This is a genomic window from Paenibacillus alkalitolerans (assembly GCF_016482785.1).
In the GTDB taxonomy this organism is placed as follows: Bacteria; Bacillota; Bacilli; order Paenibacillales; family YIM-B00363; genus Paenibacillus_AE; species Paenibacillus_AE alkalitolerans.
This window is the reverse complement of the sequence record NZ_JAEMXM010000013.1, coordinates 117,039-137,174: the sequence shown is the minus strand read 5'-3', so window position 1 is coordinate 137,174 and position 20,136 is coordinate 117,039. Positions and strand designations below refer to the sequence as shown.

Genomic DNA, 20,136 nt, shown 5'->3' with positions numbered 1-20,136 from the left:
AGTGTGCCGGTGCGGCCGGCGGCGGGCTGCATCGTTGGCCTGCGCTGGCGGCAAAGGTTTATTTGACCTTCCCCGGGTGGAAGATAGGATCATTGTTGAGGCTGTCGATTTATTGCGGACTATTGATTTCAGATTAAGCGTCTGCATTCGGCTTTCGCGACCGTGTGTAACCGAAGACTTTTCGCTAACAGCATTTAAGTCTGTTGCTCACAATTAATCGCCAGGCTTATAATTGGCTTATCTTGCTGCCGGCGCCGATATGTCAGGTTTGGCTGAGCAGGTAGGATTATACATCGGGACGATGGATAAAAGATTGGTTTTGTTTTGATGGAGGACGTAGCCCAAGCGAAGGCGCGGGAGAGGTTTTTCCCCAAGCTGCTTCTTCGGCTATAGTATTGTTAGAAATGCTCTTCAACCGACCCAATTCCACTTGTTCCACTCTCGGTTCTCCGTGTCCAAAGTAAATTCTAGCATCAAGGAGAGACACGCACCTCGCCTCTTGTTCCATTCCGGCACTACTCAGTTCAATCGTGAACCACCGTGTTCCACTGTGGAACAGGAAGGCCGCGTACTCCGCCTCTTGTTCCATTCCGGCACTACTCAGTTCATTCGTGAACCACCGTGTTCCACTGTGGAACAGGAAGGCCGCGCACACCGCCTCTTGTTCCACTCCGGCACAACGTGGTGCATTCGTGAACCACGGTGTTCCACTGTGGAACAGGAACGCCGCGTACTCCACCTCTTGTTCCACTCCGGCACTACGTGGTGCATTCGTGAACCACCGTGTTTCACTCTGAAACAGGAGAGACACGCACCTCGCCTCTTGTTCCACTCCGGCACTACATAGTTCATTCGTGAACCACCGTGTTCCACTGTGGAACAGGAAGGCCGCGTACTCCGCCTCTTGTTCCATTCCGGCACTACTCAGTTCATTCGTGAACCACCGTGTTCCACTGTGGAACAGGAAGGCCGCGGGACTAGACGATAAAGCTTAGAAAACACCGCCACACTGATGTTGCAGGTGACACCACCTCCATGCAACGTGAAAAACTTCCACTATAAAGGCGAAGTAGCTCCAGCGTCACCTTGTCTACGGAAAACCCACTTACCTAAAGTCAGGAAAGGCGACTAATAGAACGAATAAACCTGACTAAATTGCCGGTCAAGCGCGGATTTTGCACGCATTAGTCGCCTTTCCTGACAAATATAACGAGTCAGCCTGACTAATAAACAGGTTTTACTGACTATGGCTGACTAAGATTTTATAAACGAGCGGTCGGCGGATAAAAAATAAAAACTTCGCGCGAGCGAAGTTTTACTTTCCGTACGTTTGAAGTTTTACTTTCCGTACGTTTGAAGTTTACTTTCCGTACGTTTAAAGTAATTCCGTACGTTTGAAGTTTACATTCCGTACGTTTGAAGTTTTACTTTCCATACGTCTCAGGTTGCTTGCGCCATGCTTGGAGCGATTCGACGTCTTCGGTGCGGATTCGTCCGGTGCGGACCGCCACATCCAGAAGCGCCGAATAGTTGGACAAAGTAAGCAGCGGGATGCCGTTCGATTGAAACGCCGAGACCGCCTTATCGAATTGGTACGAGAAGATGGCCAGCACCGCCAACGCCTTCCCTCCCGCTTCGTTCACCGCTTGCGCGGCTTTCAAGGAGCTGCCGCCGGTGGAAATCAAATCCTCGATGACGATCGTCCGGCTTCCCGGCTGCAGCTCGCCCTCGATCAGATTTTGTTTGCCGTGTCCTTTCGCTTTATCGCGAACGTATATCATCGGCAAATCAAGCTTCTGTGCGACCCAAGCCGCGTGCGGAATACCCGCGGTGGCCGTGCCGGCGATGACCTGCGCATCCGGAAATCTCTCCCGTATAACCGAGGCGAAGCCTTCCGCGATCATATCACGTATACGCGGGTGGGAAAGCGTAAGCCTATTGTCGCAATAGATCGGCGATTTAAGACCGCTTGTCCACGTGAATGGCTCGTCCGGGCGCAAGCTGACGGCGCCTATGGACAGAAGCGCTTCCGCGATTTTTTGTTCGAGCATTCGATTTCCCCCTTATCAATAACCGCCATTCATATGTTACTAGGCAAGTTCGGCGAGTATGCGCTCAAGCGCGGACCGCGGGTCCGGAGCCGCCGTGATCGGACGTCCGATCACCAAATAATCGGACCCGTCGGCGAGGGCGTCGCGCGGCGTCACGACGCGGGCCTGATCGGCCGCGTCTGCCCCGGCGGGCCGAATGCCCGGCGTTATCGTTAGAAAGCCGCTTCCGCAAGCGGATTTCACTGCCGCCGCTTCGCGCGCCGACGCAACAACACCGTGCAAGCCTGCCGAATGCGCCATCCGGGCGTATCGTACGACCGCGTCGTCGATCGATCCCGGGATGCCGATTTCGCCGTTCAACATGCGTTCATCCGTCGAAGTCAGCTGGGTGACGCCAATGATGAGCGGCAAACGTCCCTTGCCGGCAGCGCCTTCCGCCGCCCCTTCGACAGCCGCACGCATCATCGCCGATCCGCCGGCCGCATGCACATTAAACATGTCCACGCCCAAACGGGTGACCGACCGAGACGCCCCGCGCACCGTGTTCGGAATGTCGTGCAGCTTCAAGTCAAGGAACACTCGCACACCGAGCGCCTTAACCTCGCGAACGACCGACGGTCCCGCCGCATAAAACAGCTCCATCCCGATTTTCATCCAACACGGGATGCCCTCAAACTGCCGCGCCAACCGCAATGCTGCATCGGCGTCAGGGACGTCCAACGCCACCATGACGCGTTCCGCAAGCTCAACTTTCGTCATTTTAACGTCTCCTGCAGCGCCCGCCGTTCGGAGACTCCGTCTCTGGCTCCGTCTCCGGCTGAGCCTACGAACCCGGGCATCGAGCTCGATGAGAAGTTGATCGCCTGCAGCATCGTCAGAAGCGCCCGTACCGTGTCAAGCGACGTCATACATACGACGCCGTTCTCCACCGCTTCTCGGCGGATACGGAAGCCGTCGCGCTCCGGAGCCTTTCCTTTCGTGAGCGTGTTGATCACAAACTGCGCTTGACCCGTGCGGATCATATCGACGATGTTCGGGCTGCCTTCGCTCAGCTTATGCACATGCTCAACCGGCAATCCCGCTTCGGACAGCGCTCTCTCCGTTCCTCCGGTCGCCACCAGGCGATAGCCGAGCTCTACAAAGCCGCGGAAAATATCGATGGCTTCATCTTTGTCTTTATCCGCAACGGTTGCGATAATGTTGCCGGACATCGGAATTTTCATCCCGGAACCGACGAGCCCTTTAAACAACGCTTTCGCGAACGAGCGGTCCCGGCCCATCACTTCGCCGGTCGACTTCATCTCCGGACCGAGCGTCGTGTCGACGCGGCGCAGCTTTGCGAACGAGAACACCGGCACCTTCACCGACACGAAATCATCCTCCGGCCATAAGCCCGAAGCGTATCCCAAATCCGCCAGCTTAGAACCAAGTATCACCTTCGTCGCGACGTTCGCCATCGGCACGCCCGTTACCTTGCTCAGGAACGGCACCGTCCGGGAGGAACGCGGATTCACTTCGATGATGTAAATTTTGCCGCGGTAGATGACGAATTGGATGTTCACCAACCCGATTACGTTGAGCGCCTTGGCGATGTTCGTCGTGATCTCTACGATTTGGGCTTTCATCTCGACGGACAGCGTTTGCGGCGGATATACCGCGATTGAGTCGCCCGAATGCACGCCCGCGCGTTCCACATGTTCCATGATGCCCGGAATAAGCACCGTCTCGCCGTCGCAAATCGCGTCCACTTCCACTTCCTTGCCAAGCATGTACCGGTCGATGAGCACAGGATGATCCGGGTTCACCTTGACCGCTTGCTCCATGTAACCGAGCAGCTCTTCATCGGAGTAAACGATCTCCATCGCCCGGCCTCCGAGCACGTAGGACGGACGCACGAGCACCGGATAGCCGAGCTTCGACGCCGTTCCGACCGCTTCGTCCACCGAAGTCACTGTGCTTCCTTGAGGCTGTGCGATTTCGAGCGAACGCAGCAGCGCTTCGAACTTCTTCCGGTCTTCCGCCGTGTCGATCGACTGGAGGTCCGAACCGAGAATGCGAACGCCCGCGCGCGCGAGCGGACCCGCCAGGTTAATCGCCGTCTGTCCGCCGAACTGAACGATGACGCCGACCGGCTTCTCTTGCTCGATCACATTCATCACGTCTTCAAAGAACAGCGGTTCGAAGTACAGCCGGTCGGACGTATTGAAGTCCGTCGATACCGTCTCCGGATTGTTGTTGATAATGACCGCTTCGTAACCCGCGTCTTGGATCGCCCAGACGGCGTGCACCGTGGAATAGTCGAACTCGATGCCCTGTCCGATCCGGATCGGTCCCGATCCGAGCACGATCACTTTCTGCTTGTCGCTCTTCGTCACTTCGTTCTCTTGCTCATATGTCGAGTAGTAGTACGGTGTCGACGCTTCAAACTCCGCCGCGCACGTGTCCACCATTTTATATACCGGCAAAATGCTCTCATTCTTCCTAAGTGCCCGCACATCCGATTCAGAGACGTACTCCGCGAATCCGCCTTCTCTGCGCAGCTCCGCGATCGCGCGGTCGGTGAACCCCTTGCGCTTCGCCTCGAGCAGCAAGCCCGGGGTCAACTCTTCCACGCGCAGCCTGTTTTCGAACGCCACGATTCCTTCAATGCCCCGCAGGAACCACCAATCGATTTTCGTCAGCTCCTGCAGCTCGAGCAAATCCCAACCGCGGCGAAACGCTTCGGCCACCAGGAACAAGCGCTCGTCGTCCGGCTTCGTCAAGCGGGTCTTCATCGTCTCGTCGTCCAAGCCGACCGCGTCTTTCAAATATAAGCGGTGTACGCCGATCTCGAGCGAACGTACCGCTTTATGGATCGATTCCTCGAACGTACGGCCGATTGCCATCACTTCGCCCGTCGCCTTCATCTGCGTGCCGAGCTTCCGGTTGGCGTTGATGAACTTGTCGAACGGCCAGCGCGGAATTTTCGATACGATATAGTCGAGCGTCGGCTCGAAGCAAGCGTACGTCTGGCCCGTCACCGGGTTGATCAACTCGTCTAACGTGTAGCCGATCGCGATTTTCGCGGCCATCTTCGCGATCGGATAGCCGGTCGCCTTCGACGCGAGCGCCGACGAACGGCTCACGCGCGGATTGACCTCGATCACATAGTATTGGTAAGAGTGAGGATCGAGCGCAAACTGCACGTTGCAGCCGCCTTCGATGCTCAGCGCCCGTATCATCTTGAGCGATGCGGCGCGCAGCATCTGGTACTCGCGGTCAGAGAGCGTTTGGCTCGGCGCGACGACGATGCTGTCTCCCGTATGGACGCCGACCGGATCGATGTTCTCCATGTTACAGACGACAATGCAGTTGTCGTTCGCGTCCCGCATCACTTCGTACTCGACTTCTTTCATACCGGCGATGCTTCGTTCGACCAAGCATTGGCCGATCGGCGAGTAGCGAATGCCGGTCGTCACGATTTCAACCAAGTCTTCTTCCGTCTGCGCGATGCCGCCGCCGCTGCCGCCGAGCGTATACGCGGGGCGGACGATAATCGGGAAGCCGATCTCGCGAGCAAACTCAAGCGCTTGGGGGACGGTGGTTACGATGACGCTTTCCGGAACCGGCTGCTCCAACCGGCGCATCAAGTCCCGGAACAAATCGCGGTCTTCCGCCATCTCGATCGCGGTCAGCTGCGTGCCGAGCAGCTTGACGCCTTCTTTGTCGAGAATGCCGTTCTTCGCGAGCTCCACCGCCATATTCAAGCCGGTCTGGCCGCCAAGCGTCGGCAGCAATCCGTCCGGACGCTCCTTGCGGATAATGCCCGCGACGAAGTCGAGTGTGATCGGCTCGATATATACTTTGTCCGCAATGTTCGTGTCGGTCATGATCGTGGCCGGGTTGCTGTTGATGAGAACAACCTCGTACCCTTCTTCTTTCAACGCTTGGCAAGCTTGCGTGCCGGCGTAATCGAACTCCGCCGCCTGCCCGATCACGATCGGACCGGAACCGATGACCAATATTTTCTTAATTTTCTCGTTTCTCGGCATTTCGTTACACCCCCCGTGCTTCTAGCTGCATTTCGGTTTGACGCGGTATTTTCGGAAGACCTGCCTTGAACTCCCGCACCATCGTCAGAAATTCGTCGAACAAGTAGCTCGAGTCGTACGGGCCAGGGGACGCTTCCGGATGGTACTGCACGGAGAAGGCGGGATGATTCTCATGCCGCAATCCCTCGATCGTTCCATCGTTATTATTAATGTGGGTTACAATGAGACCGGTGCCCGCGAGCGACTGTTCTTGCACCGTGTACCCGTGGTTTTGCGATGTAATGTAACAGCGTCCGGACGCAAGGTCTTTCACCGGATGGTTGCCCCCGCGATGCCCGAACTTCAGCTTTGCCGTATCGGCGCCGCACGCCAGCGCGAACAATTGATGCCCGAGGCAGATGCCGAACACCGGCAGCACGCCGAGCAGCTTGCGGATCGTCTCGACCGCTTGCGGTACATCCTTCGGGTCGCCGGGGCCGTTGGATAACAGCACCCCGTCGGGACGAAGACGCAAAATTTGTTCCGCCGTCGTATCGTGCGGGACGACGACTACGTCGCAGCCCCGCCGCGTCAAGTCACGCAGGATGCCGCTCTTCGAGCCGAAGTCGACAAGCACGACCCGCTCCTGATTTCCGGGCGAGTTGTAAACGCTGCGCGTCGATACGCGGGACACTTGATCGTGAATCTCGTGCGTAGCGTTCATCTGGGCGCGAAGCTCCTCCACGGAGACGTCTCCCGCCGCAATGATACCCTTCATCGTTCCTGCGCTGCGGATTTTCCGGGTCAGCATGCGCGTATCGATGCCGCTGATGCCCACGATGCCGTACTCTTTCAGCAGCGTTCCCAAGCTGTATTGAGCGCGCCAGTTGCTCGGCACTTCCTCATGGCGGCGCACGACGAAACCGTGTACGAACGGACGGACCGCCTCGAAGTCGTCGCGCGTAATGCCGTAATTTCCGATCAGCGGATATGTCATCGTTACGATTTGCCCGCAGTACGACGGGTCGCTCAGTACTTCCTGATACCCTGTGATTCCCGTATTGAACACGACCTCGCCGACTTGCCGGCCTTCGGCGCCGAACGATTCGCCCGTAAACAATGTTCCGTCATCCAACAATAATTTAGCCTGCATGGACGCCGCTCCCTTCTTTCGTAAGTTCTGACCAAACCACATTGCCGTTCACCATCGTCAATACCGGCCAGCCTTGCAGCTTCCAACCGGCAAAAGGCGTATTCCGGCTTTTACTTGCGAACTTTTCCGGCTGCACTGCGCGTTCTTCCTCCAGATCGATCACCGTAACGTCAGCCGGCGCGCCGGCATCCAACCACCCGCCGTTTAATCCGAACAGCTCCGCCGGACGCTTGGACATCTTCTCCAGCAGAAACGGAAGCGTCCACCGGCCCGTCGCCACAAACTTCGTATACATGAGCGGAAAAGCCGTTTCCAATCCGACGATGCCAAACGGCGCCCGGTCCATCCCCCGAGCCTTCTCCTCTTCGCTATGCGGCGCATGGTCCGTTACGATAATGTCGATCGTCCCGTCCTCCACCGCCGAGATCATCGCTTCCACATCTTTGGGAGTGCGAAGCGGAGGATTCATTTTCCAGTTTGCATCCATGCTGTCCGGAATGTCCTCGTCGCTAAGAAGCAGGTGATGCGGGCACACCTCGGCCGTGACGTTCACGCCCGACGCCTTGCCCAGCCGTATCAAGCGGACCGATTGCTCCGTCGACACGTGACACACGTGATAATGAACGCCTGTCGCCTCAGCCAGCAAAATGTCCCGCCCGACATGAATCGCTTCGGACTCGTTCGGGATGCCCTTCAGCCCGTGCTTCCGCGCGAACTCGCCTTCCGTCACCGCCGATCCGCCTTCGATGACCGAATCGTCCTCGCAATGCGCAACGATCGGCAAGCCCAGAGCCGCAGCGCGGCGCATCGCTTCCTTCATCGTTCCCGCCGTCTGCACGCCTACGCCGTCATCGGTAAATCCGATGGCGCCGGCGTTCTTCAGCGCTTCGAAATCCGTCAACTCTCTTCCGAGCTCGCCGATCGAGATGCACCCGTACGGGAGCACCCTCACAGCGCCTGCTTCCGCCGCTTTGTCCACGACGTATTTCACCGTTTCCGGCTTATCGAGCACCGGCCGCGTATTCGGCATGCAGGCGATCGTGGTGAAGCCTCCGCGCGCAGCCGACTGCGTTCCGCTCTTAATATCTTCCTTATATTCATACCCGGGGTCGCGCAGATGAACGTGCATATCGATCAGCCCCGCAGTTATCAGCCTTCCGCCGCAGTCGATCGTCGTATGTCCGTCCGTCAAATCCGCCGCTTCCGGCGAGTCGACAACCTTTTGAATAATACCGTCTTCAATCAACACCGCTGCGGGCCGAAGCTCTCCGCTTCCGTTTACCGCCCGTTTACCGTTTACCAGCCATACTCCCATCCGAAACTCGTCCCCTCTCTATTTTATATCCGCTTATTATGTTCCCGCCGCCCGTCAACCGAGCAGCGCCCGCTCCAATACCGCCATTCTGACCGGGACACCGTTCGCCATTTGTTCGAAAATTTTCGATTTTCCGCATTCGACCAGCTCGTCGTCGATTTCCACGTCGCGGTTGACCGGCGCCGGGTGCATGATGATCGCGTGCGGCGCCATCCTCGCTGCCCTCTCCGCCGTCAATCCGTACGCTTCCCGATACTGTTCGGCGGAGCGGAACAGCCCGTCCTCATGCCGCTCGAGCTGAACCCGCAGCATCATGACGACATCGGCCTTCAGCGCTTCTTCCATTGCCACGAACGGAGCGTATTCGGCCAATTCCGGCGCGGTCATATTTTCCGGAGCGCAAAACTGCACCTTCGCTCCCGTTTCCCGCAACGCCCATAAGTTTGACCGTGCGACTCGGGAATGTTTGATATCGCCGATGATCGACACCGTCAACCCTTCAAGCGTGCCGAAATGTTTCCTCATCGTATATAAATCCAGCAATGCTTGCGTCGGATGCTCGTTGTTGCCGTCGCCGGCGTTAATGATGGGCACCCTAACCCGGTCGGCCAGCTCCTGCATGACTCCGATCGCCTTGATGCGTACGACGCCCGCGTGGATACCCATCGATTCGAGCGTCCGGACCGTGTCGTAGATCGATTCGCCCTTCTGCACGCTCGACACCGCCGCGGTGAAATTGAGCACTTCCGCGCCGAGCCGTTTCTCCGCTACTTCGAAAGAGAACCGGGTGCGGGTGCTGTTTTCGAAAAACATGTTCGCGACGAAGTAACCGTTCAGCGTGTTCGTAATCGTTACCGGGTGTGACTCCCAGTGCGATGCCCGATCGAGAATCGACAATATTTCGCTTTTCGGCATTCCCCGAAGCCCGATCAGATGTTTCCTTTGATCCAACTGCAGCGTCGACATTAGGATTCTCCCCTTTTTCCCGTTATCGTAACTTCGTCTTTCCCGTCCACTTCCGTCAGGCTCACTTCAATCGATTCCAGCTTGGACGTCGGAATATTTTTGCCGACGTAGTCGGCGCGAATAGGCAGTTCCCGGTGTCCGCGGTCGATCAGCACGGCCAATTGAATCATCTGCGGCCTTCCCCCGTCGATCAACGCATCCATCGCTGCGCGCACCGTTCGCCCGGTGTAGAGCACATCGTCAAACAGGATCACTTTGCGCCCGGCCACTAGCGACGAGTCCACGGACCGTGACCGGCCGCGCACCGAATCGCCGCCCAGATCGTCGCGGTAGCTCGTAATGTCGATATCGCCGACGGGTACGGACTCTCCCTCGATTTCCGCAATTTTATCCGAGATTCGACGAGCCAGGTATATGCCTCTAGTGCGAATCCCGATAAACGTGCAGTCAGCGACACCTTTATTTTTTTCCAGTATCTCGTGAGCGATGCGCGTGAGCGCCCGGCGAATTGCCGTTTCGTCCAATAAAGTCGTCTTCGTGACCATACAAAAACTCCTTGCCCAGGCAGGACAAGGAGTGGTTGTTCGTTTGACCCGGCCGGTCGCGCGTATTGCAAATAACCCTTCTTACAGACGGCATGTCTCACAGGACAAGCCGGTCTTGGGCAGCGCGCGTCATATACCGTCGCCAAAACTTTCCGGTCACCTTGCCAGCCTCACGGGACTGTTTTTAAAGGTGCTATGCAATTAGAGAAATTATGACATGAAACCTTAACGAAGTCAATCAATTTTATGTGGTTCGCGGGAACCGTTTTTGCTATGATGATTATTATTTCCCTTAGGAAGGTGTCTCGATTCATGTTGGAACATCTCATCAATCCGAGCGTACGATCGATTGCGATTTCGGGCATTCGCCAGATGGCGAATCGCGTTGCTCAATATAAAAACGTATTGTCGTTAACGATCGGACAGCCCGACTTTCCGACGCCCGGACATATAGTGGAAGCGGCGAAAAAGGCGGCGGACGCAGGAAAGACCGTTTATACGCCGAACGCAGGATTGCCGGAATTGCGCGAAGCCGCATGCGCATTCGTGAAGAGAAAATACGGCTTGGAGTACAGGGCCTCCGATGAAGTCATTGTCACCGTCGGAGCAAGCCAGGCGATCGACATCGCGCTGCGGACCGTCTTGGCGCCGGGCAGCGAAGTGGTGCTGCCCGGGCCGGTGTATCCGGGATACGAACCGATTATACGGCTATGCGGGGCGACTCCGGTATACGCCGATGTAACGGGAAGCGGCTTCAAATTGACCGCGGACGTATTGGAGCCGCTTCTGACGGAGCGTACCCGCTGCGTTATTCTCGCCTCCCCTTCCAATCCGACAGGCGTCGCGCTGTCGCGCGAAGATGTGGCCGAGCTCGCAGATCTGTTATCCCGCCGCGAATTGTTTGTCATATCCGATGAAATATACAGCGAATTGGTATATGACGACGGAGGGCACGTTTCCATTGCGTCCATGCCGGGCATGGGGGAACGGACGATCGTCGTGAATGGCCTGTCCAAGTCGCACTCCATGACGGGCTGGCGGATCGGATTCGCATTCGCCCCGTCTTATATAGCGCAGCATATATTGAAAGTGCATCAATATAACGTGACATGCGCCAGCTCGATCAGCCAATACGCCGCCATTGAAGCGTTGACCGCGGGCGCGGACGACGCGCGGCCGATGCGCGAGGAGTATCGCAGACGGCGGGATTTTGCATTGGAGCGGCTGCGCGCGGCCGGATTTAACGTCGTTAAGCCGGAGGGCGCGTTCTACTTGTTTCCATCCGTTCGCAAGTTCGGGTTGGACTCGGTTACATTCGCGCACCGGCTCTTGGACGAGCACAAGGTGGCGGTGGTGCCCGGCAACGCATTTACCGCTCTCGGCGAAGGTTACATTCGCCTCTCATATGCGTGTTCCATGGATACGCTCCGGGAAGCCCTGTCGCGCATGGAGACGTTTGCCGCCGGGTTGAGCGAAAACGATTAATTCGTAGGCGAGTTGGGATTCGTAACCGGAGTTTCTCCGGCTATTTCACCCCGTGGCCCCGTTTTCGAGCCCTGCAAGCGGAGTTTCTCCGGCTATTTCGCCCCATGGACCCGTTTTCGAGCGCCGTAACCGGAGTTTCTCCGACTATTTCACCCCGTGGACCCGTTTTCTAGCCCCGTAACCGGAGTTTCTCCGGCTATTTCGCCCCGTGGACCCGTTTTCTAGCCCCGTAACCGGAGTTTCTCCGGCTATTTCACCCCGTGACCCCGTTTTCGAGCCCCGTAACCGGAGTTTCTCCGGCTATTTCACCCCGTGGCCCCGTTTTCGAGCCCTGCAAGCGGAGTTTCTCCGGCTATTTCGCCCCATGGACCCGTTTTCGAGCGCCGTAACCGGAGTTTCTCCGACTATTTCACCCCGTGGACCCGTTTTCTAGCCCCGTAACCGGAGTTTCTCCGGCTATTTCGCCCCGTGGACCCGTTTTCTAGCCCCGTAACCGGAGTTTCTCCGGCTATTTCACCCCGTGACCCCGTTTTCGAGCCCCGTAACCGGAGTTTCTCCGGCTATTTCACCCCGTGGCCCCGTTTTCGAGCCCTGCAAGCGGAGTTTCTCCGGCTATTTCACCCCGTGGCCCTGTTTTCTAGCCTCGTAACCGGAGTTTCTCCGGCTATTTCGCCCCATGGACCCGTTTTCTAGCCCCGTAACCGGAGTTTCTCCGGCTATTTCTCCCCCTGGCCCCGTTTTCGAGCCCTGCAAGCGGAGTTTCTCCGGCGATTTCACCCCGTGGCCCAGTTTTCTAGCCGCGTAACCGGAGTTTCTCCGGCTATTTCGCCCCATGGACCCGTTTTCGAGCCTCATAACCGTCGCACGCCGGCATCAGCTTGACGAAACGCCAACGATTTCGACCCCGCCTGTACGGAGAAATTAGTCTCCTACTCACGCATAATTCCCAGCACTTCCGAGTGCTCCTTCAATCCAACAGTAAGTAACGAATGTAACCTCGCGAATACTCATGATTTTCTTTAAACAAACAACCCCGCATCACGATGCGGGGTTGCCTAGGCGTTCCAAATATGATGTGACGACCCGGATGGCGGTATCGATCGCGCCTTCGTCCGGCTCGATTTTGGCGTGATGAAGCCCGTACGGCGTGTCGACACCGAGCCAAAACATGAAACCGGGAATGTCCTTCAGAAAGTAACCGAAATCTTCGCCCGTCATCGCCTCCGTACATTCCACCATGCGAATGTCGGACAGCTCGGATCGCACGAATTCCATAAACTCACGGGTCTCTCGCTCCGTATTGTACACTTGATAGTAATTCGACCCATAGTCGAGCTTTGCCGTAACGCCGTACCCGGCTTCCGTTCCTCGAATGAGCGCTTCGATCCGCGACTTCACCGCAGTCATCGACGCTTCCGACAATGTCCGGATCGTCCCTTCGAGCCGGACGGTTTCGGCGATAATGTTTTGCCGCGTTCCGCCCCGGATGACGCCCAGCGTCACGACCGCCGAATCGAGCGGGTTCACGTTGCGCGAAACGATCGTCTGCAGCTGCATAACAAGCGAAGCGGCCGCCACAATCGTATCGTTCGTCCGGTGCGGAAACGCCGCATGGCCGCCGACGCCTTGCAGATCGATGTACAGCTCCGACGTATTCGCGAACAAGATACCCGGACGGGTCGCGATCGTTCCGACCGGGTATTCCGGTGCGATGTGCAGCGCCATGATCAAATGCGGACGCCATGCCTGGAACTCATCGCTCTCCATCATCGGCTTCGCCCCGCCTGGACCTTCTTCAGCCGGTTGAAAAATGATCACTACATCATCGTCAATCGGGTGCTCCACCAACCAAGTCAACACACCGAGCGCGATCGCCATATGCATGTCGTGCCCGCACGCGTGCATGAAGCCCATATGTTCCGAGCGGAAATCATAAGACGTATCCTCTTCAATCTGAAGACCGTCCATGTCGGCGCGGTAGCCGATCGTTCGGCCGCCGACGCGCCCCTTCACACGAAGCAGCACGCCTGTCCGCCACGTCTTCACTTCCAACCGCTCTCCCGGCATCGAACGAACGTAATCCAGGATGAACGCTTGTGTTTTAAATTCCTGAAAACCCGGTTCGGGTATGCGGTGTAGCTTCCTCCGAATGTCGACGAACGTGCCGGCTGCCCCCATGAGGTGTTTCGCCCCTCGAAAAAAAATTATTTCAAATTGCGAAGTTCTTGAATGATTTCGGTCTTCGACTTCGTCTTCTCGTCCACCTGTTTGATAACCCGTGCCGGAACTCCCGCAACGACCGTGTACGGCTGCACATCCTCCACAACGACCGCGCCTGCGGCGACAACGGCTCCTTTGCCGACGCGAACGCCTTCCAAAATAACGGCATTCGCACCGATCACGACATCGTCTTCGATTACGACCGGCTGCGCCGAAGGGGGTTCGATGACGCCGGCGAGCACCGCGCCAGCTCCGACGTGGCACATTTTGCCGACTTGTACCCTGCCTCCGAGCGTGGCGTTCATGTCGATCATCGTGCCATCGCCGATGACGACGCCGATGTTGATGACCGCTCCCATCATGATGACCGCATTGTCGCCGATCGTCACTTTATCGCGGATGATCGCTCCCGGTTCAATCCGCGCGTTGATGTTTTTCAGATCAAGCAGCGGAATCGCCGAATTGCGGCGGTCGTTTTCAATCTCGTAATACTCGATCGAATCTTTATTCGCGTCAAGCAGCGCTTGCACTTCGTCCAAATAACCGAACACTACCCCGCCGTTATCGCCGCCGAAGTCGAACACTTTAACCGATTCGCCGCGTGCGCCATTCTCCAAAGATCCTTTGTAATACACTTTCACCGGGGTCACTTTTTTGCTGTTCTTGATAAAATTAATAATTTCCATCGTTTCGTTCATGAGTGTGCCCTCCAGAAATAAGATTTTATGTAGTTGGTGCAAACGCACCGTTTGACAACTTACAACAACCGCAGCTCCTCGATAAACTCCTGCATCTCCCCGGGAATCGGTGCCTCGAACGTCAACCGTTCGCCTGAGCGCGGATGGGTAAACCCGAGCACGGCAGCATGCAAAGCTTGTCCGCCGACGCGCATGGTGCGCCCCTTCGCGCGCCCGTACACCGGATCCCCTGCTAGCGGGTGTCCGATATATTTCATGTGCACGCGAATTTGATGCGTACGTCCCGTCTCGAGCATAAGCTCCAGCAGCGAATAATCGGCGAACCTCTCCAACACAACGAAATGAGTGACCGCATGCTTCGCCCCCCGGTCGGTAACCGTGAACAGCTTCCGGTCGTTCGGATCGCGTCCGATCGGCGCGTCGATCGTGCCTTGGTCATGAGCGAGCTCGCCGTGCACAACGGCAATATACTTCCGCGTTACTGTGTGCTCCTTCAACTGCTCGGCCAATCCCGCATGCGCAAGATCGTTCTTCGCCGCCATCAGCAAGCCGGATGTATCCTTGTCGATGCGGTGCACGATGCCGGGACGCAATTGCCCGTTAATGCCGGATAAATCGCGGCAATGATACATCAGCGCGTTCACAAGCGTTCCTCCCGGATGTCCCGCGGCCGGGTGAACGACCATTCCTCTGGGCTTGTTCACCACTATGAGATCCGAATCCTCGTATACGATATCAAGCGGTATCGGTTCGGGAACGATTTCCGCGACCTCCGGTTCCGGAATGCGAACGACGATTTCATCCCCGGCGGAAAGTTTGTAATTCGGCTTTACGGCGCTCCCGTTCACGGTGACAAGTCCGTCGCGAATCCAATCCTGCAGCTGCGAACGCGATACATCGTCCGGAACGTATTCGGTCAGCATTTTGTCAATACGTTCATTCATATGTTCCTCTTCAACCGAAACTACAATCGTATCCCCATCGTCCGCCGATGCGATCATAGTACGCTTACCCCCGATTTTTCCCGGCGTCCCGCGAGCAGCGTGTCCGCGATAATCAAAATAATGCCTGCCACAATGCCGGAGTCCGCGACGTTAAAGATCGGATAATCGTAAACGAACGGGATGCCGATCGCCCGGAAGTCAAAGAAGAAATGCAAGAAATCCACGACTTCCCCATACAGCACGCGGTCGATAAAATTTCCGAGAGCTCCGCCGAGCAATAACGACAAAGCCAAAGGGAGCAACCGGCGACCTTGCCGGATGGTGCGAATCAAGTACCAGACGACTCCTGTCACCACAACTGCGGTAACGACGATAAAGAACACGCGCTGATCCTGAAGAATCCCCCATGCCGCGCCCCGGTTCCGGTGCGATGTAATGGTAAAGAAATCCCCGAGCACCGGAATCGATTGCCCGATTTCCATGTTGTTCACAACCAAGCGCTTAGTCCATTGATCCAACACCAAGACGACAAGCGCCAACAGCCAATAGATCACGTATGAGGCCTCCTATTCGGGCGCTTTTTTTCCAAGCGTCATTGTACCATAGCATTCCCCAAACCGTCCACGTCGTGCCCTTCCCGTTAACATTTCCCTCATGTAAAACACCCTGTTACCGCAAAACATAATCGTACCGAAAACGAAGAAGGGGGAACGTCAACGATGCCGTCCGCATTAAACGAAAACCAACTGAACCGGCTTCGCCGGGAGTTAGAACAGGAACGCGACGAACTCCGCAGCCATTTGCGGCAATCCGAAAAATTCGGCATGGCCGAACCGATGGGCGCCCAGCTTGGGGAATTATCATTGTACGACAATCACCCCGCCGATGTCGGCTCCGAACTGTTTGAACGAGGGAAAGACTTGGCGTTGACCGAACTGCTTGAGCACCAACTCGAAAAGTCCGAATCGGCATTGCAGCGAATGGACGAAGGAACGTACGGCAAGTGCGCAGAATGCGGCCGTCCCATTCCTTACGAGCGCCTTGAAGCGCTTCCTTCCGCCGAATATTGCATTGAGCACACGCCGGATGACGATACGTCGTTTCGCCGTCCGCGGGAAGAGCAATTTCTCCGCCCGGCGATGCATTCCGACAGGGACGGACAGGCCAACTCGTTCGACGGCGAAGACGCGTGGCAAATCGTTGAACGATGGGGTACGTCCAACACGCCCGACATGCAAGACATGCGCAGCGTTCACGATTACAACGAAATGTATATAGAAGCCGATGAAAACGAAGGTTACGTCGAACCGATCGAGAGCTTCTTGGCTACCGATATTTACGGAAACAACGCAACCTTTATGCGAAACAGCGAATATCGAAAATATTTGTCGCACCGTGAAGGATACGGATTGCTGGAACCGGACGAGTACGTGGACGAAGATGATTTAGGAACCACTTAGTATAGCGGTCCGCCGTCGTATTGCGCTTGTACCGACTCCAACAGCTCGGCGATGTAGTGCCCGATGATCGGCAAATCCAGCGCGCCGAGCTGGCGAAGTACATAAACGATGGTAGCCGAAAAAATCGTGAAGCCCAACGCTATACCCACACCTCGCGCCGTGCCTGCGATGATGTTGCTAACGATCAACTTTCTCGGAGAGTTGAGCAGCTGCACGTACTCGGCCAGTTGAGCCCTTTCGAGATGATCGGCTATTCGGTGCATTTGTTTTTCCATGTTGTCCATCGTTTCCATACGCTCACCTCTTACTCCGCTTTGCGTTTATGAGAGCTGCTCCACGACCTCCGCGCAACGATTGCACAACGTAGGATGCTTCTCATTCGTGCCTGTTTCAGGGGTTACGATCCAGCAGCGCTCGCATTTCTCTCCATCCGCCACATCGACGCGAACGGCCAAACCTTTGAGGACCGTCGCTCCTTCAGGCGTCTCATCGTTGCTGTCGTGCACCGTCACATCGGACACGATAAACAGCTTCGGCAAATCGTCGAACTGCCGCAATAACTCGGCCGTTTCAACGCTTGGATACAAGTGAACGTGCGCGCTTAACGAGTTTCCGATGATTTTGCCTTTACGGGCTTCTTCCAACGCTTTCAACACTTCGTCGCGAACATCGATCAGTTTCTCCCATTTCTTCTCCAGCTTCTCGTCAAATACTTTCTCATTCACCGGAGAGTATACGGTTAACTGAACGCTCGGCTCTTCCACGCCCGGGATATATTTCCAGACTTCATCTGCCGTATGCGGCAGCACGGGGGAGATGAGCTGTGTGATAGTTACAAGGGACTCATACATCACGTATTGCGTCTGCTTCCGCAGCGGATCGCGCGTCGCGTCCGCATACAGACGGTCCTTCATGATGTCGAGGTAGAACGCGCTCATTTCCACCGCCAAGAAATGATGCACCGCTTGGTATACGGTATGGAATTCGTAACGTTCGTAAGCTTTCAGAACCCGGTCTTTCAAACGCTCCAATCGGATGAGCGCATACCGGTCCAATTCGGACAACTGCTCCGGTGCGAAACGATCGTTCTTCGGATCGAAGCCGGACAGGTTGCCTAGAAAAAAGCGCAGCGTATTGCGGATTTTTCGGTATACTTCCGCGGTTTGCTGCAAAATGCCGTCCGATAACCGCACATCCTGTTGGTAATCGACGGACGACACCCACAACCGTAGGATATCCGCACCGAGCGTGTTGCATACTTTCAGCGGGTCAACAACGTTGCCGAGCGACTTCGACATCTTCCGGCCCTCGCCGTCCAACGTAAACCCGTGGCTTAATACCGCCTTATAAGGTGCGTGTCCCTTGACGGCTACGGACGTTATAAGAGAAGAGTTGAACCAGCCGCGGTATTGATCGGAGCCCTCCAAGTACATGTCCGCCGGCGAGCGAAGGTCTTCTCTTGTATCTAAAACCGCCATATGGCTGGAGCCCGAATCAAACCAAACGTCCATAATGTCGGTTTCCTTGCGGAACTCGCCATGCCCGCACTTTCCGCACGCCGTCCCGGTCGGGAGCAGCTCCGCTTCAGACCGGCTGAACCACGCATTCGAGCCCTCGGTTTCAAACATCGCCGCAACGTGACCGATCGTCGATTCATTCACAAGCGGTTCGTTGCATTGCCGGCAGTAGAAGATCGGAATAGGCACGCCCCAAACGCGTTGCCGGGAAATACACCAATCGCCCCGGTCCGCAATCATGTTGTGAAGGCGGATTTCGCCCCAATTCGGAGTCCATTCCACATTCTTGATTTCTTCAAGCATAGCCTCTCGGAACGCATCGATAGATGCGAACCATTGCTCGGTAGCCCGGAAGATGACAGGTTTCTTCGTACGCCAGTCGTGCGCGTATTGGTGCTTAATAAAGCCCAAGTGAAGAAGGTGTCCGGATTGTTTCAATTTTTCGGTGATCGCCTTATTGGCGCTGTCGTAGAATTGACCTTCGAAACCCGGAGCCTCCGACGTGAAATGACCCTGATCGTCGATCGGGCTCAAGACGCCGATATTATACTTTTGCCCGATGGCGAAGTCTTCTTCTCCGTGGCCAGGAGCCGTGTGTACACAGCCGGTGCCGGCTTCCAGCGTAACGTGCTCCCCGGTCATGACAAGCGAATCGCGATCATAGAAGGGATGCTTGCAAAGAACGTACTCTAGAGCGGTTCCCTTCATCCGGTCGATAATCTTCGTCTCTTCCCAGCCGACTTCTTTCGCAACGCTTTCGAGAAGCCCTTCCGCCACTACAAATTTCCGGCCGTCTGCCTCCACCAACACGTAGTCGAAATCGGGATGCACTGAGATACCGAGATTAGCAGGCAAGGTCCAAGGCGTCGTCGTCCAAATGACAACGGCAGCGTCCGCAGGAAGCTTCCCTTTGCCGTCCCTCACTTCAAATGCGACATAAATCGACGGGGACGTCTTTTCACGGTATTCGATTTCCGCTTCGGCAAGAGCGCTCTCGGAAGACGGCGACCAGTAAACAGGCTTTAAACCTTTATAAATATACCCCTTGTTCACCATTTCGCCGAACAATCGGATTTGCTGCGCTTCGTATTTCGGATTGAGGGTTATATACGGGCTATCCCAATCTCCGCGGACGGCGAGCCGCTGAAATTGACCTTTTTGCTTTTCTACCCATTCCAAAGCATACTCCGCGCATAATTTGCGGAAATCCAGCGCGGACATTTTCTTCCGGTCTGCGCGTCCGCTGTTCGCAATCGCCTGTTCGATCGGCAATCCGTGCGTATCCCAACCGGGAACGAAAGGCGCGTCGAAGCCTTGAAGCGATTTAAACCGAACGACGATATCCTTCAACACTTTGTTGAGCGCATGGCCGATATGAATGTCGCCGTTCGCATAGGGAGGGCCATCGTGAAGTATGAATTTCGGTTTCCCTTTGCGTTTATTTTTCACTTGTTCGTAAATGTTCGTCTCCGCCCAATGCTTCTGCATGTTCGGTTCCGCTTGCGGCAAATTGCCCCTCATCGGAAAGTCGGTTTGGAGCAAATTTAGCGTTTTGCCGTAATCCATGTGTACCCACTCCTTTTCTAAACAAAAAAATCCCGCCCCGAAAGGGACGAGATCTACTCGCGTTACCACCCTAATTCCATGCGATCTTATTGAACGAACGATCGAACATGGCTCTCATCAACGTACCGACATACGTGTTCCTTGTAACGGCGGAAACCCGGTAAAGCTTACTTGAAGGTTCGGCTTTACTTCTCAGGGATGATGTT

The 20,136-nt window shown here is 56.0% G+C and carries 16 protein-coding genes and 1 other annotated feature (1 of these 17 cut by a window edge); of the genes, 2 read left to right on the top strand and 14 right to left on the bottom strand.

Annotation, left to right across the window (positions count from 1 at the left end; all coding sequences use genetic code 11):
* Nucleotides 1–286: 286 nt before the first annotated feature.
* The 8 genes from JET16_RS19440 to pyrR all read right to left on the bottom strand — a co-directional run bounded on the left by JET16_RS19440 (nt 287) and on the right by pyrR (nt 10,040).
* Nucleotides 287–913, bottom strand: a complete 627-nt coding sequence (locus tag JET16_RS19440; RefSeq protein ID WP_199619108.1) for a hypothetical protein — start codon at nt 911–913, stop codon at nt 287–289.
* A 511-nt stretch (nt 914–1,424) separates the two neighbouring features.
* A complete protein-coding gene (gene pyrE / locus JET16_RS19435) occupies nt 1,425–2,051 on the bottom strand; it encodes an orotate phosphoribosyltransferase (RefSeq protein WP_199619105.1) in 627 nt (208 codons plus the stop codon).
* 39 nt (nt 2,052–2,090) lie between these two features.
* A complete protein-coding gene (gene pyrF / locus JET16_RS19430) occupies nt 2,091–2,810 on the bottom strand; it encodes an orotidine-5'-phosphate decarboxylase (protein ID WP_199619102.1) in 720 nt (239 codons plus the stop codon).
* Nucleotides 2,807–6,082: a carbamoyl-phosphate synthase large subunit gene (gene carB, locus JET16_RS19425; RefSeq protein ID WP_199619099.1), complete on the bottom strand. Its 3,276-nt coding sequence runs from the start codon at nt 6,080–6,082 to the stop codon at nt 2,807–2,809. Before carB ends, pyrF begins: the two co-directional genes overlap by 4 nt.
* A gap of 4 nt (nt 6,083–6,086) precedes the next feature.
* A complete protein-coding gene (gene carA / locus JET16_RS19420) occupies nt 6,087–7,214 on the bottom strand; it encodes a glutamine-hydrolyzing carbamoyl-phosphate synthase small subunit (protein ID WP_199619095.1) in 1,128 nt (375 codons plus the stop codon).
* Nucleotides 7,204–8,529: a dihydroorotase gene (locus tag JET16_RS19415; protein WP_199619075.1), complete on the bottom strand. Its 1,326-nt coding sequence runs from the start codon at nt 8,527–8,529 to the stop codon at nt 7,204–7,206. The genes carA and JET16_RS19415 overlap by 11 nt, the downstream gene beginning before the upstream one ends.
* A 54-nt stretch (nt 8,530–8,583) precedes the next feature.
* On the bottom strand, nt 8,584–9,495 hold the full coding sequence (locus tag JET16_RS19410; RefSeq protein ID WP_199619072.1) for an aspartate carbamoyltransferase catalytic subunit: 912 nt from the start codon (nt 9,493–9,495) through the stop codon (nt 8,584–8,586).
* Nucleotides 9,495–10,040, bottom strand: a complete 546-nt coding sequence (gene pyrR, locus JET16_RS19405; protein ID WP_199619069.1) for a bifunctional pyr operon transcriptional regulator/uracil phosphoribosyltransferase PyrR — start codon at nt 10,038–10,040, stop codon at nt 9,495–9,497. Before pyrR ends, JET16_RS19410 begins: the two co-directional genes overlap by 1 nt.
* A gap of 315 nt (nt 10,041–10,355) precedes the next feature.
* Here pyrR and JET16_RS19400 point away from each other — a divergent pair, with 315 nt between their 5' ends.
* Entirely contained in the window at nt 10,356–11,525 is a 1,170-nt protein-coding gene (locus tag JET16_RS19400; RefSeq protein WP_199619273.1) for an aminotransferase A, read from the top strand.
* A gap of 1,038 nt (nt 11,526–12,563) precedes the next feature.
* Here the strand turns inward: JET16_RS19400 and JET16_RS19395 are convergent.
* Genes JET16_RS19395 through lspA form a run of 4 tightly spaced genes read right to left on the bottom strand, consistent with a single transcriptional unit; the run spans nt 12,564 to nt 15,941 of the window.
* Nucleotides 12,564–13,703: an N-acetyldiaminopimelate deacetylase gene (locus JET16_RS19395; protein WP_199619066.1), complete on the bottom strand. Its 1,140-nt coding sequence runs from the start codon at nt 13,701–13,703 to the stop codon at nt 12,564–12,566.
* Nucleotides 13,704–13,729: 26 nt separating this feature from the next.
* Nucleotides 13,730–14,443: a 2,3,4,5-tetrahydropyridine-2,6-dicarboxylate N-acetyltransferase gene (gene dapD, locus JET16_RS19390; protein ID WP_199619063.1), complete on the bottom strand. Its 714-nt coding sequence runs from the start codon at nt 14,441–14,443 to the stop codon at nt 13,730–13,732.
* Nucleotides 14,444–14,502: 59 nt separating this feature from the next.
* A complete protein-coding gene (locus tag JET16_RS19385) occupies nt 14,503–15,444 on the bottom strand; it encodes an RluA family pseudouridine synthase (protein ID WP_199619060.1) in 942 nt (313 codons plus the stop codon).
* The gene (gene lspA / locus JET16_RS19380) at nt 15,441–15,941 is read right to left on the bottom strand and encodes a signal peptidase II (RefSeq protein ID WP_199619057.1); all 501 of its coding nucleotides are present in this window, start codon (nt 15,939–15,941) and stop codon (nt 15,441–15,443) included. Before lspA ends, JET16_RS19385 begins: the two co-directional genes overlap by 4 nt.
* A gap of 165 nt (nt 15,942–16,106) precedes the next feature.
* On the opposite strand from lspA, the gene JET16_RS19375 reads away from it, so the two are divergent.
* Nucleotides 16,107–16,847 carry a TraR/DksA C4-type zinc finger protein gene (locus tag JET16_RS19375; RefSeq protein WP_199619054.1) on the top strand — a complete coding sequence of 247 codons (741 nt, stop codon included), beginning with the start codon at nt 16,107–16,109 and terminating at the stop codon, nt 16,845–16,847.
* On the opposite strand, the gene JET16_RS19370 is transcribed toward JET16_RS19375, so the two are convergent.
* Together JET16_RS19370 and ileS are read right to left on the bottom strand one after the other, a co-directional pair.
* On the bottom strand, nt 16,844–17,140 hold the full coding sequence (locus JET16_RS19370; protein ID WP_199619051.1) for a DUF5665 domain-containing protein: 297 nt from the start codon (nt 17,138–17,140) through the stop codon (nt 16,844–16,846). The genes JET16_RS19375 and JET16_RS19370 overlap by 4 nt on opposite strands.
* A 27-nt stretch (nt 17,141–17,167) precedes the next feature.
* On the bottom strand, nt 17,168–19,930 hold the full coding sequence (gene ileS, locus JET16_RS19365; protein WP_199619048.1) for an isoleucine--tRNA ligase: 2,763 nt from the start codon (nt 19,928–19,930) through the stop codon (nt 17,168–17,170).
* Nucleotides 19,931–19,969: 39 nt separating this feature from the next.
* Nucleotides 19,970–20,136, bottom strand: a binding site (T-box leader) (it continues 88 nt past the right edge of the window).